At 71.9% G+C, this 14221-nt stretch carries 13 protein-coding genes; 7 read left to right on the forward strand and 6 right to left on the reverse strand.

What is annotated here, in order from left to right; genetic code table 11:
- Window position 1: 1 nt before the first annotated feature.
- Entirely contained in the window at window positions 2–1180 is a 1179-nt protein-coding gene (locus QQM72_RS11135; RefSeq protein WP_314220667.1) for a S1 family peptidase, read from the reverse strand.
- A gap of 311 nt (window positions 1181–1491) precedes the next feature.
- On the opposite strand from QQM72_RS11135, the gene QQM72_RS11140 reads away from it, so the two are divergent.
- Both QQM72_RS11140 and QQM72_RS11145 read left to right on the forward strand, forming a co-directional pair.
- The gene (locus QQM72_RS11140) at window positions 1492–3249 is read left to right on the forward strand and encodes a cation:proton antiporter (protein ID WP_314220668.1); all 1758 of its coding nucleotides are present in this window, start codon (window positions 1492–1494) and stop codon (window positions 3247–3249) included.
- A complete protein-coding gene (locus QQM72_RS11145; RefSeq protein ID WP_314220669.1) occupies window positions 3246–4562 on the forward strand; it encodes a DUF2254 domain-containing protein in 1317 nt (438 codons plus the stop codon). Before QQM72_RS11140 ends, QQM72_RS11145 begins: the two co-directional genes overlap by 4 nt.
- A 113-nt stretch (window positions 4563–4675) precedes the next feature.
- Here the strand turns inward: QQM72_RS11145 and QQM72_RS11150 are convergent, their stop codons facing one another.
- Window positions 4676–6499 (reverse strand): glycoside hydrolase family 15 protein, encoded by a 1824-nt coding sequence (locus QQM72_RS11150; protein ID WP_314220670.1) that lies wholly within the window; start codon window positions 6497–6499, stop codon window positions 4676–4678.
- A 208-nt stretch (window positions 6500–6707) separates the two neighbouring features.
- Here QQM72_RS11150 and QQM72_RS11155 point away from each other — a divergent pair, with 208 nt between their 5' ends.
- The 3 genes from QQM72_RS11155 (at window position 6708) to gap (ending at window position 9468) form a co-directional block, all read left to right on the forward strand.
- Complete coding sequence (locus tag QQM72_RS11155; protein ID WP_314220671.1) at window positions 6708–7142, forward strand: DUF7144 family membrane protein; 435 nt, start codon at window positions 6708–6710, stop codon at window positions 7140–7142.
- A gap of 226 nt (window positions 7143–7368) precedes the next feature.
- Window positions 7369–8328, forward strand: coding sequence for a GlxA family transcriptional regulator (locus QQM72_RS11160; RefSeq protein ID WP_314220672.1), 960 nt, complete (start codon window positions 7369–7371; stop codon window positions 8326–8328).
- A gap of 141 nt (window positions 8329–8469) precedes the next feature.
- A complete protein-coding gene (gene gap, locus QQM72_RS11165; RefSeq protein ID WP_314220673.1) occupies window positions 8470–9468 on the forward strand; it encodes a type I glyceraldehyde-3-phosphate dehydrogenase in 999 nt (332 codons plus the stop codon).
- A 334-nt stretch (window positions 9469–9802) separates the two neighbouring features.
- Here the strand turns inward: gap and QQM72_RS11170 are convergent, their stop codons facing one another.
- Window positions 9803–10462 carry a DUF305 domain-containing protein gene (locus QQM72_RS11170; RefSeq protein ID WP_314220674.1) on the reverse strand — a complete coding sequence of 220 codons (660 nt, stop codon included), beginning with the start codon at window positions 10460–10462 and terminating at the stop codon, window positions 9803–9805.
- A 91-nt stretch (window positions 10463–10553) separates the two neighbouring features.
- Complete coding sequence (locus QQM72_RS11175) at window positions 10554–10985, reverse strand: DUF6153 family protein (protein ID WP_314220675.1); 432 nt, start codon at window positions 10983–10985, stop codon at window positions 10554–10556.
- A gap of 201 nt (window positions 10986–11186) precedes the next feature.
- On the opposite strand from QQM72_RS11175, the gene QQM72_RS11180 reads away from it, so the two are divergent.
- On the forward strand, window positions 11187–11504 hold the full coding sequence (locus QQM72_RS11180) for a hypothetical protein (RefSeq protein WP_314220676.1): 318 nt from the start codon (window positions 11187–11189) through the stop codon (window positions 11502–11504).
- Between the two features lie 103 nt (window positions 11505–11607).
- Here the strand turns inward: QQM72_RS11180 and QQM72_RS11185 are convergent, their stop codons facing one another.
- Both QQM72_RS11185 and QQM72_RS11190 read right to left on the reverse strand, forming a co-directional pair.
- Window positions 11608–12525 (reverse strand): SGNH/GDSL hydrolase family protein, encoded by a 918-nt coding sequence (locus QQM72_RS11185; RefSeq protein WP_314220677.1) that lies wholly within the window; start codon window positions 12523–12525, stop codon window positions 11608–11610.
- 189 nt (window positions 12526–12714) lie between these two features.
- Window positions 12715–13245, reverse strand: coding sequence for a TetR/AcrR family transcriptional regulator (locus QQM72_RS11190; protein ID WP_314220678.1), 531 nt, complete (start codon window positions 13243–13245; stop codon window positions 12715–12717).
- A 194-nt stretch (window positions 13246–13439) separates the two neighbouring features.
- Here QQM72_RS11190 and QQM72_RS11195 point away from each other — a divergent pair, with 194 nt between their 5' ends.
- Window positions 13440–14174, forward strand: a complete 735-nt coding sequence (locus QQM72_RS11195) for an SDR family oxidoreductase (protein ID WP_314220679.1) — start codon at window positions 13440–13442, stop codon at window positions 14172–14174.
- Window positions 14175–14221: the final 47 nt, after the last annotated feature.

Below are 14221 nucleotides of genomic sequence, written 5' to 3' on the forward strand. Positions count from 1 at the left end.
GTCAGTAGGTGTGGAGGGTGAGCCCGTAGCGGCCGAGGATCTCGTTCACCGGCTGGAACCACGTCTCGCCGCCGCCGGAGCAGTTGCCCCAGCCGCCGGAGGTGACGCCCTGTGCCTGGTCGCCGCTGATGAACGAGCCGCCGGAGTCGCCGCCTTCGGCGCAGACGCTCGTCTTCGTCATCTGGTGCACCGCCCCCTGGCTGTAGTTGACGGTCTCGTTCTTCGCCAGCACCGCGCCGCAGTGCCAGTGCGTGGTCGACCCGGACCGGCAGACGGAGGCGCCCACCGGCGCCTCGGCCGAGCCGCGCACCAACTGGTCGGAGACCGTGCCCCAGCCGAGCACCACCGGCACCGTCCACCAGCCGCTGCCCACGTTGACCCAGGCGTAGTCGTTGTCGGGGAACGAGGAGCCCTGGAAGTTGCCGATGTACGAGCCGTCCCAGCCCCGGACACCCGCACCGGCCTGGCCGCAGTGGCCGGCGGTGACGAACCCGCCGTGGACCGAGAAGCCGATCGAACAGCGGACGTTGCCCGTGTAGTAGGGGTCGCCGCCGACGGTGCCCGCCGCGAAGGTGCGCGGGGCCGCGGCGACCGTCTCGACGGTCACGGGACCGGCGTCACGTGCCTGCGCCAGGAACCGCTGGACATCGTTGTCGGAGGTCTTGCCGCGGACGACCGTGACCACGACGGTGTTCGCCGCCGGGTCGACGTGCCAACCACCCACCGCCGAGGGGGCGGAGAGCCGGTCGATGCGTGACTTCGCGGCGTCCAGCATCCGTGCGCTGTGCTCGACGACCCGGACGCCGGCTCCCTGGGCGCGGATCGCCGCGCGCGTGGCCTGCGAACTCTGTGAGGTGACGGCCACCGTGAGGCGGCCGTCCGCGGCGTCGAACCAGGACCCGGCGTACGCCGCCCCCGCCGTGCGGCGCGCCCTCGGCTCGAGCGCGGTGGCGTCGCGCTCGGCCTCGAGCCGGGCGACCGCCTGCTCCTGCGTGAGCCCGAACTCCTGCCGCATGCCGGCGAGCAGTGCGGCGGAGGCGGGGGCGGCGTCGGCGGCCGACGGGGAGGAGGCCGTGGCACCGCCCCCGCTCGCCGCCGCGGGCAGCGTGCCCGCGCCGCCGAGCCCGGCCAGCGTGAGGAGCGCGGCCAGGCAGACGTGCTTGAACCTTGTGCGTCTCATGGGAGTTGCCCTTCGTCGTTCCAGGAAGTGGGGTGGAACAGCGGATGGGTGAGAGCGCTCTCAGATGTGGCGCGGCAGAGCCTAGCCGGGTCCGCTTGTCAGGTCTAGGCCAATGCGATCCTTCTTTCCGCCCGGTTTCCGCCCCGCCTCCGGCCGCCGAGCGGTCCGCTCGGAGCCTCCACGGGGCCCGGCCGGGCCGCGGTGGGGCCGATGGGGTGGTGGGATCCGTGTCCGGCCGGGATGGGCGGGTGCGGGACGTGCGGACGCGGTTGAATCCCACCGGCCCGAGAGTCAAGAGGAGGACGACCGCTATGACCGGCGAGGACATCCTCCTGGGTATCGCCCTGACCGTCGCCCTCGCCACGGGCTCGCAGATCCTGGCGAACAAGCTGCGTGTCCCCGCGCTGATCGTCCTTCTGCCGGTCGGCTTCGCGGCCGGTGCCCTGACCGACGTCATTCACCCCGCGCGGCTCGTCGGCCCCGACTTCCCCGCGCTGGTCTCGCTGTCCGTCGCCGTGATCCTCTACGACGCCGGCCTCGGACTGAACCTGCGCAACCTCACCGGCCGCACCCGCAGCGTCGTCGTGCGGCTGCTGATCATCGGCATCCTGGTCACCTTCTTCGCCGTCGCGGGCATCGGACCGGCCCTGTTCGGCATCCCGCTGCGGGTGGCGGCGATGATCGGCGTGATCCTCGTGGTGTCCGGCCCCACCGTCGTCGGCCCCCTGCTCGAATACGTCAGGCCGACGGACAAGCTGCGGCGCATCCTGATCTGGGAAGGAACGCTGACCGACCCGATCGGCGGCATCCTCGGCGCCATCGTGTTCCACGCGGTCGCGACCAGCCATCGGATCGACATCGGCCGGGGCTACCAGATCGGGCAGTTCCTCCTCAGCATGGGCGTGGGCCTCGCGGGCGGCGCGGTGGCCACCGTCGTCCTGTGGCTGGCCCTGCACAAGCTGAGGCTCGGCGAGACGCTCGGCACCCTCGCCCAGCTGGCGACGGTGATCCTCGTCTCCGCGCTCTGCGACGTCGTCCGCGACGACACCGGCCTCATCGCCGCCATCGTCACCGGACTCGCCATCACCAACCTGCCGGGGATGGACATGCCGGCCCGCAGACCGTTCCTCGAAACACTCGTCCAGATGATCATCGGTCTGCTGTTCATCTCCATCTCCTCCGCCGTCACCCCCGCGTCCGTGGTGCCCGTGCTCGTCCCCTCCCTGATCCTGATCGCCGTGCTCGTCCTCCTGATCCGGCCGTTCGTCGCGTACGCGGCCGCCCGGGGGTCCGATCTCACCGTGGGCGAATGGGGCTTCATCGGGTGGATGGCGCCGCGCGGCATCGTCGCCGCCTCGACCGCGTCCGCCTTCTCCGCCACCCTGGTGGAGAAGGGACTGCCCGGCGCGTCCAAGATCCTTCCGATCACCTTCCTCGTGATCGTGGGGACGGTCCTGCTCTACGCGCTGAGCGCCGCGCCCGTGGCCCGGAAGCTGGAGGTCGTCCGGTCGGCGCGGACGCGCCCCCTTCTGGTCGGCGGGGCGCCCTGGGTGATCGGCCTGGGACAGGCCCTGAAGACCGCGGGACTCGACGTGCTGATGTGGGCCGGACTCGACGAGGAACGCGAGCGGATCACCTCGGCCGGGATCGAACTCGCCCATGGCGAGATGCTGGCGACGGCGACCAACCCGCGAGCCCGCCTGGAGGGCGTGACGGCGGTGTTCCTGCTCACCGACGACGACGATTTCAACGCCCTCGCCTCGGTCGTCGTCAAGGACAACGTGCAGGGGCCCGTCTACCGGGTGGGGCCGCCGCGGGACAGCCACGGGGTGGTCGCCCCCTACACCGGCGGCGACATCCTCTTCGGCCGCGCACTCGTCCGGCAGCGCCTCGCGGCCCGCTACGAGCGGGGTGCCCGCTTCCACGTGCAGCCCGGATCCACGCCGGTCCCCCCTGACCACGACATCCTGTTCGTCGTCCGCGCCGACGGCCGGCTGGCCCCGGTCACCGCGACCCAGACCGTCACCCCGCTGCCGGGCGACACCGCCGTTGTGATGGGTTCCGTATGACCTCCTGGGCCGCCCGTTTCCGGCTGCGGCAGTACGTCAAGGCCAGCCTGTGGATCGTCCCGCTGTGCGGGCTCGTGCTCGGCGTCGCCCTGGCCGAGGTCGCGGCCTCCGTGGACGGGGCGTCCTGGCTGCCGACGAACTGGGACTACTCCGCGTCGACCGCGACCAGTGTCCTCAGCTCCGTGGTCGGATCGATGATCGCGCTGCTCGGGTTCGTCGTCACCATCGGCGTCCTCGTCATCCAGCAGGCCACCGGCACCCTCTCACCGCGGTACATGCGGCTCTGGTACCGCGACCGGTTGCAGAAGGCCGTGCTGGGCACGTTCACCGGCACTTTCGCGTTCGCGTACACGCTGCTGCGGAGCATCGAGACGGACTCCGTGCCCAACCTCGGCGTGTCCATGGCCGGTATCGGCGTCTCCGCAAGCCTCCTGCTCCTGCTGATCTACCTCAACCGCTTCACCCACAACCTGCGGCCGGTGGCGATCGCGGACATCGTGGGACGCTCGGGCGAACAGGTCGTCCATCGCGCGGCGGCACACCTGCGGAGCACCGCCGCGCCCGACAAGGCGCCGCCGACGACCGGCTCGGTGACCCGTATCCAGTCCGAACGCGGCGGTGTCGTACAGGCGTTGAACGCACCCGGCCTGGTCTCGCTCGCGGCCCGGCACGACTGCGTGTTCGTGCTGGTCGCCTCCGTCGGCGACTTCGTGCCGCCCGGCGGCACCGTCGTCGAGGTCCACGGCGCCGCGTCCCCGCCCGACCCGCACCGGGTGACGGACCTGCTCGCCCTCGGGGCGGAGCGGACGATCGAGCAGGACCCGGCCTTCGCCCTGCGCATCCTGGTCGACATCGCCATCCGCGCCCTCTCACCCGCCGTCAACGACCCCACCACCGCCGTCCAGGTGCTGAACCACATCGAGGCGTTCCTGCACACCGTAGGCCGCGCCGGCCCCCGCAGCCGCTACCAGCTCGCCGACGGCCGTGGCAGGCTGCGCCTCGTGCTGTCCGGCCGGCCCTGGGAGGACTACCTGGAGCTCGCGGTCACCGAGATCCGCGACTACGGCGCGACCTCCGTCCAGGTCTGCCGACGGCTCCGGTCCCTGCTCGAAGGTCTCCTCACGAGCCTGCCGGACGAGTGCGGGCCCGCGCTGCACGCCGAACTCCGCCTCCTCGACGAGGCTGTCGCAAGGGAGTTCGGAGACGATCTGCGCCGCGCCGAGGCACGGACGGCCGACTCCCAGGGCATCGGGGGACGGCGCACACGGGAGGCAGCCCCCGGTGCTTCGCCGCCCGACGAGCCCGGTCCGTAGCACCTCTCCCAGACCGGGCGCCGTCCGCTCCCTCCCGGCGGGCGTGCGGGCCGGCACGGTCATCGCGGACCGTGGGGCTCGAAGTCCGCCGGCGCGAACCCGCCGGCTCCGGCTCAGCCGAGCTGCCGCTGCCGGTCGATGGCCTCGTCCAGCGTCGATGCCGCCATGATGAGGGACAGATGGGTGAACGCCTGCGGGAAGTTGCCGAGTTGCTCGCCACTCGGGCCGATCTCCTCGGCGAACAGGCCGACATGGTTGGCGTAGGTATGCATCTTCTCGAAGGTGTAGCGCGCCGGCCGGACGCGCCCGGCCCGGGCCATGGCGTCGACGTAGAGGTAGGTGCACAGGCTGAAGGTGCCCTCCGAGCCGCGCAGGCCGTCAGGGGACGCCGCCGGGTCGTACCGGTACACGAGGCTGTCCGATACCAGCTTGCGCTCCATCGCATCCAGGGTGGAGAGCCAGCCGGGGCTCTTCGCGGCGAGGAAACCCACGCGCGGGATCAGCAGGAGGGAGGCGTCGAGGACGTCCCCGCCGTAATGCTGCACCAGGGCCTGCTCGGCCCGGCTCCAGCCCTTGTCCATCACCTGGTCGAGGATGCTGTCGCGGGCGTTGCGCCAGCGCGGGATGTCGGCGGGGCGGCTCAGCTCGGTCGCCATGCGCATGCCCCGGTCGAAGGCGACCCAGCACATCACCCGGCTGAACGTGAAGTCGTTACGGCCCCCGCGCGTCTCCCAGACGCCCTCGTCGGGGCGGTCCCAGTTGTCGCACAGCCAGTCCAGGGTCCGGGCCAGCCCCTTCCAGCCGTGGTAGCCCAGTTCCACGCCGATGTCCATGCCCTCGGCCATCGCGTAGAGGGACTCGCCGTAGATGTCGAGCTGCAACTGGTCGGCGGCCGCGTTGCCGGCCCGGACCGGCCTCGACCCCCGGTAGCCCTCCCAGTGGTCGAGGGTCTCCTCGGTCAGGTGCGGGTCCCCGTCCACCCGGTACATGATCTGCAGACGTTCGCCGGGCAGTTCCGCCCGGTCGTGCATCCGGTCGCCCAGCCACCTGGTGAACGCCGACGCCTCCTCGGTGAACCCGAGGTCGAGCAGGGCCCGTACCGAGAGCGATCCGTCCCGCACCCACGAGTACCGGTAGTCCCAGTTGCGCTCACCGCCGACCTGTTCCGGCAGGCCCATGGTGGCGGCGGCGACCGGCGCACCGGTCGGGTGGTAGGTGAGGAGTTTGATCGTGATGGCCGAGCGGTTCACCATCTCGCCCCAACGCCCCCGGTAGTGCGAGGTGCGCAGCCACTTCTGCCAGAAGTCCACCTCGCGCCACAAACCGGACGTCACGCCCTCCACCGTGGGCGGCGGCGGTGCCTCACCGTCGACCGCGCACGTGGTGAAGACGGCGACGGCCGACTCGCCGCTGCCGAGCGTGACCGCACCCCGCACGTCCTGCCCGTCCCGCGCGAGCGGGAAGCTGGCCTGCAGATGACCGGCGATCCCGGGGCCCCGGAACACCGCCTCCTGGGGCCGCAGATCGAGCTCGTGCCCGGCCCGGCCGTAGTCGAAACGCGGCCTGCACTCCAGCACGAACCGCACGGTGCCGCGCACCACGCGAATCACCCGCATCAGGCAGTGGCGGTCGGTGGGGACCCGGCTGGTGTTCGCCGGCATCCAGTCGATGACCTCGCCGACGCCCTCCGGTGACATGAACCTCGTGACCAGCACGCCGGTGTCCGGGTAGTAGAGCTGCTTGCTCGTCATGTCGGCATGCTCCGGTGCCACCCGGAAGTAGCCGCCACGGTCGTGGTCGAGCAGTGAGGCGAAGACACTGGGCGAGTCGAACCTCGGCGAGCAGAACCAGTTCACCACGCCTTGGGAGGACACCAGGGCGGCGGTCTGCAGGTCGCCGACCAGACCATGGTCGGCGATGGGGGGATAGCGGTCCATGAGCGTCCAATCCCAGGGGTGCCGTCGCCGTCCACTATCCGGCAGGCCATGCGGGGGCGCCTGTCGGAGCCGCCGCCGGCAAGGCCCGTCGGCCGACGGCCGGTCGCCGGCGCGCACGAGCCGGGCGCCCGAGGACACCGGCGGCCGCGCAACCCCAACGGGCCACCACCGATTGCGGCCTGCCGTGGTGCTGCGTCTGATGAATCCCATGCAGCGACAAGCCTCTCTCGCAGACGACGCCACACCCCCGATGGAGCGCTCGCACTGGGTGGCCTTCGCCGGGATCCTGCTGCTGGTCAGCGCTCTGTTCAACCTGCTCAACGGATTCGTGGCGATCTTCAATCACGGCTACTACTCGAAGGTCTACTCCCAGGGCAACCGGCTGCTCATCTTCAACTACACGGCCTGGGGCTGGATCTGGGTCGTCATCGGCATCGTGATGGCCCTGGCGGGTATCGGCGTGCTCGTGGGCTCCAGGGCGGCACGGCTGACGGGCCTCTGTCTGGCGGTGTTCTGCCTGGTCGGGCAGATGATCTTCCTGCCGGTGTACCCGTTCTGGTCGCTGGCCACCATGGTCGTGTCCGCGCTGGTCGTCTACGGGCTGATCGCCGAGCCGCGGCACGTGCCCGGGGCGCACGTCTAGGCTCTCTCCGGCGGATCGCGGACGGAGCCCTGAGCGGATCGCCGCCGCGGTGCCGGTGCCGTGGAAGACGTAGGCCCTCAGACGCGGGGCGGCGCAGGACGGCGCCGCGTCGAGGATCCACCCCACCACCCGGCGCCGGGTGTCGGGGATCCTCCCCACCACCCGGCGCCGGGGGCGCGGGCGGTGCCTCCGGTAGCGCGGCCCGTACCCCCGTACCCTGTTCCGGGTGTCGTCCTCCTCCCGCCTGCAGCGTGTCGCCGTCCTTGTGCTCGAGGGGGCCAAGCCGCTCGACGTCGGCATTCCCGCACAGGTGTTCACCACCCGCGCGAGCATGCCGTACGAGGTGCGGGTGTGCGGCGCGGCGCCCGGGCTGGTGACCGGCGGGGACGGGCTGTCGTACCACGTGGCCCACGGCCTGGACGCGCTCGAATGGGCCGACGTCGTCTTCCTTCCCGGCTACCGGTTTCCGGACCTCGACGACCCGCCCCGAGCCGTCCTGCGCGCGCTGCTGGCCGCCCACGCGCGGGGCACCCGGCTGGCCGCCATCTCGACGGGGGCATTCGCGCTCGCCGCCACGGGGCTGCTCGACGGCAGACGCGCCACGACCCACTGGCACTACACCCGGGCGCTCGCGGCGAAGCATCCGCTCGTCCAGGTCGACGAGAACGTCCTGTTCGTCGACGAGGGCAGCGTGCTGACATCGGCCGGCGCCGCCTCCGGGATCGACCTGTGCCTGCACATCCTGCGCCGCGACCTCGGGGTGGCCGCCTCGAACCACGCGGCCCGGCGCCTGGTCGCCGCGCCCTACCGCAGCGGCGGTCAGGCACAGTACGTGCCGCGCAGCGTGCCGGAACCGCTGGGCGAGCGGTTCGCCGCCACCCGCGAGTGGGCGCTGCACCGACTGGACGAGCCCCTCACCCTCGAGACGATGGCCAGGCACGCCGCCGTCTCGGAACGCACCTTCTCGCGGCGCTTCGTCGAGGACACCGGTTACACGCCCATGCAGTGGGTCATGCGCGCCCGTATCGACATGGCCCGTGAGCTGCTCGAACGCTCCGAGCGCGGCGTCGAGCAGATCGCCGGCGACGTCGGACTCGGTACGGGGGCGAACCTGCGGACGCACTTCCAGCAGATCCTCGGCACCACACCGAGCGAATACCGGCGCACCTTCGCCAAGGGCGAGTAGCCGGTCCGCCGGACAGGCGGGGCACGGCCGGACAGGCCGGGGACGCCGGGTGGCGAGATCCTTTCGAACCATGGCGCCCACGCCCAGGTCACCGACGGCCGCCACACGCGAGGCTGGTGGCGAACCGAAGGGACACCATTCATGACTCGCATCGCCGTCAACGGATTCGGCCGCATCGGACGCAACGTGCTGCGCGCGCTCCTCCAGCGCGACAGCGACCTCGAGATCGTCGCCGTCAACGACCTCACGGAACCCGCCGCGCTCGCGCGACTGCTCGCCTTCGACTCGACGGCCGGCCGGCTCGGCCGCCCGGTCGACGTCGACGGCGACGTCCTCGTCGTCGACGGCCGCCGCATCAAGGTGCTCGCCGAGCGCGAGCCGGCGCGACTGCCCTGGGCCGAGCTCGGCGTCGACATCGTCCTGGAGGCGACCGGCCGGTTCACCTCCGCCAAGGACGCCCGCGCCCACCTCGACGCGGGCGCGAAGAAGGTCCTGGTCAGCGCACCCTCGGACGGCGCGGACGTCACGCTCGCGTACGGCGTCAACACAGACGCCTACGACCCCGAGCTGCACACGATCGTCTCGAACGCCTCCTGCACCACCAATGCGCTCGCCCCGCTGGCCGCCGTACTCGACGACCTCGCCGGCATCGAGCACGGCTTCATGACGACGGTGCACGCCTACACGCAGGAGCAGAACCTCCAGGACGGTCCGCACCGCGACCCGCGCCGCGCCCGCGCCGCCGGCGTCAACATCGTGCCCACCACGACGGGCGCCGCCAAGGCGATCGGCCTCGTGCTGCCGAACCTCGACGGAAAGCTGTCGGGGGACTCGATCCGGGTGCCCATCCCGGTGGGTTCGATCGTCGAGCTCAACACGACCGTCGCCCGCGACGTGACGCGCGAGGACGTGCTGGCGGCGTACCGCACCGCGGCCGAGGGCCCGCTCGCCGGCGTCCTCGAGTACTCGCAGGACGCGCTCGTGTCGTCCGACATCGTCGGCAACCCGGCCTCGTCGATCTTCGACTCGGCCCTCACCCGTGTCGAAGGCCGCCACGTCAAGGTGGTCGCCTGGTACGACAACGAGTGGGGCTTCTCCCACCGTGTGATCGACACCCTCGAACTCCTCGCCGCGCGCTGACGGCAGGCTCTCCAGGCCGCTCCGGCCGTTCGCGGATCGCTCCGCGGACGGCCGGCGGCACGTCACCGGACGGTTTCCCGGCGCGACCGGCGGCAGCCGGACCTGCCGGACCTGCCGGACCTGCCGGACCTGCCGGACCTGCCGGACCTGCCGGACCTGCCGGACCTGCCGGACCTGCCGGGGTAACGGGAGCACATCCGAGGCTGGTCAGAAGGTGCGCGTCGGTGCGCTGTCGAGATCGGCGGCCAACGCGATCCGCGACCGGCCCGGCCCGCAACTCGGGCGACGGGGGCGGAGGGGGCCGGTGTGTGATCCGGCCCCCTCCGCCCGTTCGTCAGCTCTTGCCGAGGAGCTTCTTCATCTCGGCGATCTCTTCCGTCTGCGTGGAGATGATCGAGTCGGCCATGGCCGTGGCGGGGCCGTACAGCCCCTTGCCCTTCTCGGTGGTGGCCATGGCCACGGCGCCCTCGTGGTGGTCGATCATCATGGTCAGGAACATGGTGTCGAAGTCCGTGCCGGACGCCTTGTCCAGGTCGTCCATGTCCGATCCGTCCATCATGCCGGGCATCGCGGACCCGGCCGAGTGGTCCATGCCGGGCATGGACTCCGTCGTGCTGTCGGACGACGTCGGCACGTCCTCGCCCCAGGACGTCAGCCAGCCGCCGAGGGTCCTGATCTCCGGGCCCTGCGCCTTCTCGATGCGCGAGGCGAGGCCCTTGACCCCGGCGGAAGAGGCCCGGTCGGCGGCGAGTTCGGCCATCTCGAGGGCCTGCTGGTGGTGGGGGACCATGCCCTGCGCGAAGGACACGTCCTGGGTGTTGTGCGCTGCGGCCGCGGCGTCGGCGCCCGTCGACGACGACGCGGATGACGCGGAGCCGTGACCGCCCGGGTGTCCGCTGCCGCTGTCGTTGCCGCATGCGGCGAGGACGAGCGCGACTGTGACGGTGGCGGCCGTGAGAGCGGCGCGCCGGGTCAGGGTACGGGTGTTGCGCATGCTGGAACTCCTGCTGTGCTGTGGGAAAAGGGATCTGGACCTGTCGGGGCGCACCGCGTCGTCGTAGTGGTGACGCGGCGCCGCGCGGTGTCTAGATCCGCAGGAGTTGGAGTTCGGCCAGGGAGGGTGGCGCGCGTGCGCTGTCCGGGGCCTCGGCCGCGTACGAGCGGACGGCGTCGGCGCTCACGGGGACGGTCACCGGGTCGGGAACGAGCGCGGGCAGAGCGGGCGCACCGCTCACCGCGGCAGCCAGGCAGGTCGGGTCGGCGTGATGGAGGTGGCCTCCACCGCAGTCCCCACCGTCCCCCGCGCAGTGCTCATGAGCGCTGACCGAGACGGCGCTGACCGAGACGGCGCTGACCGAGACGGCCGCCATGTGCCGGGGCACGGCGTGTGGGTGGACGGTGCCGCCGGGGGACAGGGCGTGCATGCCCAGCAGCCCGGCGAGCAGTCCGAGCACGAGCAGCGCCCGCCACCGCCACACGGGCGGTCGCGCCTGGTGCTGCTGCTCGCGACTCCTCATCGCGATCATCCTAGGCGGAGTCTGTCCAACACCTGGGCGCCAGCCCGACAACCTCGGCGGGTCGGGTCGCTCGGACGCGCCGACGGCGGCCTTACGGGGGAGAGCGGAGATCGATCGCCCCGCTCCGGGGTATGCGGGAGGAAACCTGAGGACCTCAAGGACCCGAGGCCCCGAGGACCCGAGGAAGGGAACAGAATCCCCATGACGACGTACGTGATCACCGTGCCCGGCACCTTCACCGCCGGGGTCGAGGACGAGACGCGAACGCGGCTGAGTCAGGCCCTGCGCCCGGCCGATCCGCATCACACGCGCATGGGCAACGCGCAGGACCTCGACCCGCTCACCGTGAACGAGGACGACACGTTCACCATCCGGCTCGCCGTCGAGGCGGACAGCGGTCCGCACGCGGAGGAGGACGCCCGCAGGCTCGCGGACTCCGCCCTGCACGCCGTGGGGCTCGACGACTCCAGCGCGCCGCTCGGACCGGCGGTGGTCACCGGCATCGACTCCGACGTGTGAGCCGGCCGCGCGAGCCGGGACCGCGATGTGGCCCCGGCTGAGCGGACCGAAGCGAAGCCGGACGGCGGCGGCCATCCGCCGCCGGACAGCCGTCGTCCCCCGGTCAGTGACCGCCCCGGCCGTGCGTCAGGCGCTGCCACACGGCTCCCGCCATGGCTGCCTCACCCTTGGCGTTGGGGTGCGCGGGAGCCGCGGGGGACGTGGGCTGCAACGGCTCGATCCACCGCTTTGCCGGGGGCTTGCACATGTCGTGGCCGATGGTCGGGCCGTAGGTGTCGACGTACTCGGCGTGGTTCCAGCGAGCCACCAGACGGAGCATCAGGTTGAGCCGCTTGCCGGTGTCCCGCAGATAGGGGAAGTCCTGCGTGGCGAACGGCACCGAGGGCGCACAGCCGCTGCCGTCGTCGGGCAGCAGGTCCGGGTACCCGACGACGAGGATCCGGGCGTGCGGGGCCCGGTCGTGCACGGCCTGGAGCACCCGGGCGACCTTGGGGCCGGTTCTGGCTATCGCCACGGTGAGCTGGTCGACGCCCGAGGCGCCGTAGTGGCGCTGGCACGGGTTGCCGGTCGGGTCCTGCGCGGACAACTGGGCACAGGTTCCGATGATGGAGCCGAAGCCCACGTCGTTGCCGCCGATCTGGACGGTCACGAGGTCGCTGTTGCGGCTCACCGCGTCGAGTTGCGGGCCGTTGGTCCCCTGTGCCTTCCACATCTGCTCGGTGGTCGCCCCGCTGCAACTGACGTCCTTGAACGTGGCGTCACGAAGCCGCGCGGCCACGATCGACGGGTAATTGTGGTCGGAGCGGGCGCAGTTGGCGTCCACCTGCCGGGGGATGAGGGGGCCGGAGGTGTAGGAGTCGCCGAGCGCCACATACCGGTTGCCCCCGCCGCCGCCCCCGCCGTGCGCCGCGGCCGGCGCCGCGGAAGCGGCGACCAGAGCACAACTGCCCAGTGCGGCCAGGAAGGTGACTGCCTTTCGGCGGTGACCGGCCGGTCCTCCCGTGCGAACGTCGCGCTGCATCGAGTTCCTCCCCCTTGAAGCCCACGCCCCGTCGACGACGCCGTCCCGTACGGTCGGCGTACCGTTCGACTGGGCTTGTATACCGTCCAGTAGGTCACCGGGGCCAGAGCCGGGAGCGAACCCGTTGCCGGAAGAGGAGGCGGGACCGCGTCCGGGGGAGGGAGCCGCGCCCGTGTCGTCCCTGCCTCGTCAGGCGCGGACGCCGTGCAGCAGGTTGGCGATCAGGCTGGTCGCGAACTCCTCGGTGACGGGCAGGCTGGGCATCAGCAGGCGGTGGTAGCACGCGCCCCACAGTTGGTCCACGAGGACCTCGGGATCGACGTCGGGGCGCAGCTGGCCTTCTGCCTGTGCCCGCCGCATCCGTCGGACCGCCAGCTCCCGCCGCGGGCCCGAGTAGCGTTCCAGCAGGGCGGCGGACAGCTCGGGATCGGTCTGTGCCTGGCCGATGAGCTCGGCGATCACGCGCCCGGCGGGCGTCTCGGTGAGTATCCGCACGAACGCGTGGAGCTGCGCCGTGAGGTCGGCCCAGACGTCGTCGCTCTCGGGGAAGGCCAGCACGGACTCCACGGCGTGGAAGTAGCCGTCGAGGGCGAGCGCGCCCTTGGACGGCCACCATTTGTAGATCGTCGTCTTGCTGACCCCGGCTTGCTCGGCGACCGCCTCGATGGTGAACGTGCCCATGCCCCCGGCGAGGAGCAGGGCGCCGGCCGCGTCGAGCACGTCCGCCCGCACCTCGGCGGCAGGCCGCCGGCCCCGACCGCGTCGTGGCTTGGGGGCGGCTTCGGGTTCCGACCGTTCCTGCACTGCGCCGACCTCCAGGCATCGTCCGACAGGCCCACAGCCTGACATATGGACGCCGCGTTCACAACGTGGTTATATGGACTCGGCGTTCATAAACGACTGGAGGCAACATCATGTCCGAGACCACGCGCGTCGCACTCGTCACCGGCGCTTCCGGAGGGATCGGCCGGGCCGTGGCCCGGCGGCTCGCGGCCGAGGGGATGGCCGTCGGTGTGCACTACGCCGGCAACAAGGTGGCGGCACAGGAGACCGTCGCCGCCGTCGAGGCGGCCGGCGGCCGGGCGATCGCGGTCACCGGGGACGTGGCCGACGAGGGCGCCATGGCCGACGCCTTCTCGGCGGTGGAAGAGGCGTTCGGCGGGATCGACGTCGTGGTCCACACCGCCGGTGTGATGACCCTGGCGCCGATCGCCGCATTCGATCTCGACGCCTTCGACCGGCTGATGCGGACCAACGTCCGGGGCGCCTTCGTCGTGGCCCGGGAGGCGGCGCGCCGTGTCCGCGAGGGCGGGGCGGTGGTCACCTTCTCCACCTCGGTGACCCGGCTGGCGTTCCCCGGGTACGCGCCCTACGCGGCGAGCAAGGGGGCCGTCGAGGCGATGACGCTGGTGCTGGCCCGTGAGATGCGCGGTCGGGACGTCACCGTCAACGCCGTCGCGCCCGGCCCGACCGCGACCCCGCTCTTCCTCGAGGGCAAGGATCAGGAGGCGATCGACCGCCTCGCCGCGCAGCCCCCGCTGGAGCGTCTCGGGACACCCGACGACATCGCCGAGACGGTGGCCTTCCTGGCGGGCCCGGGGCGCTGGGTCAACGGGCAGGTCCTCTTCGTGAACGGCGGCATCGCCTGACGCCTCGACTCACCCCGCCCGTCTCGCGCCTGCTCTGCCTCCCCGGT

This window comes from Streptomyces zaehneri, assembly GCF_032248645.1.
Classification (GTDB): Bacteria; Actinomycetota; Actinomycetes; order Streptomycetales; family Streptomycetaceae; genus Streptomyces; species Streptomyces coriariae.

Excerpts from the sequence above, each read along its gene's own strand:
- QQM72_RS11135 (WP_314220667.1), bottom strand. The coding sequence starts at position 1,180 with ATGAGACGCACAAGGTTCAAGCACGTCTGCCTGGCCGCGCTCCTCACG.
- QQM72_RS11140 (WP_314220668.1), top strand. The coding sequence starts at position 1,492 with ATGACCGGCGAGGACATCCTCCTGGGTATCGCCCTGACCGTCGCCCTC.
- QQM72_RS11145 (WP_314220669.1), top strand. The coding sequence starts at position 3,246 with ATGACCTCCTGGGCCGCCCGTTTCCGGCTGCGGCAGTACGTCAAGGCC.
- QQM72_RS11150 (WP_314220670.1), bottom strand. The coding sequence starts at position 6,499 with ATGGACCGCTATCCCCCCATCGCCGACCATGGTCTGGTCGGCGACCTG.
- QQM72_RS11155 (WP_314220671.1), top strand. The coding sequence starts at position 6,708 with ATGCAGCGACAAGCCTCTCTCGCAGACGACGCCACACCCCCGATGGAG.
- gap (WP_314220673.1), top strand. The coding sequence starts at position 8,470 with ATGACTCGCATCGCCGTCAACGGATTCGGCCGCATCGGACGCAACGTG.
- QQM72_RS11170 (WP_314220674.1), bottom strand. The coding sequence starts at position 10,462 with ATGCGCAACACCCGTACCCTGACCCGGCGCGCCGCTCTCACGGCCGCC.
- QQM72_RS11175 (WP_314220675.1), bottom strand. The coding sequence starts at position 10,985 with ATGAGGAGTCGCGAGCAGCAGCACCAGGCGCGACCGCCCGTGTGGCGG.
- QQM72_RS11180 (WP_314220676.1), top strand. The coding sequence starts at position 11,187 with ATGACGACGTACGTGATCACCGTGCCCGGCACCTTCACCGCCGGGGTC.
- QQM72_RS11185 (WP_314220677.1), bottom strand. The coding sequence starts at position 12,525 with ATGCAGCGCGACGTTCGCACGGGAGGACCGGCCGGTCACCGCCGAAAG.
- QQM72_RS11195 (WP_314220679.1), top strand. The coding sequence starts at position 13,440 with ATGTCCGAGACCACGCGCGTCGCACTCGTCACCGGCGCTTCCGGAGGG.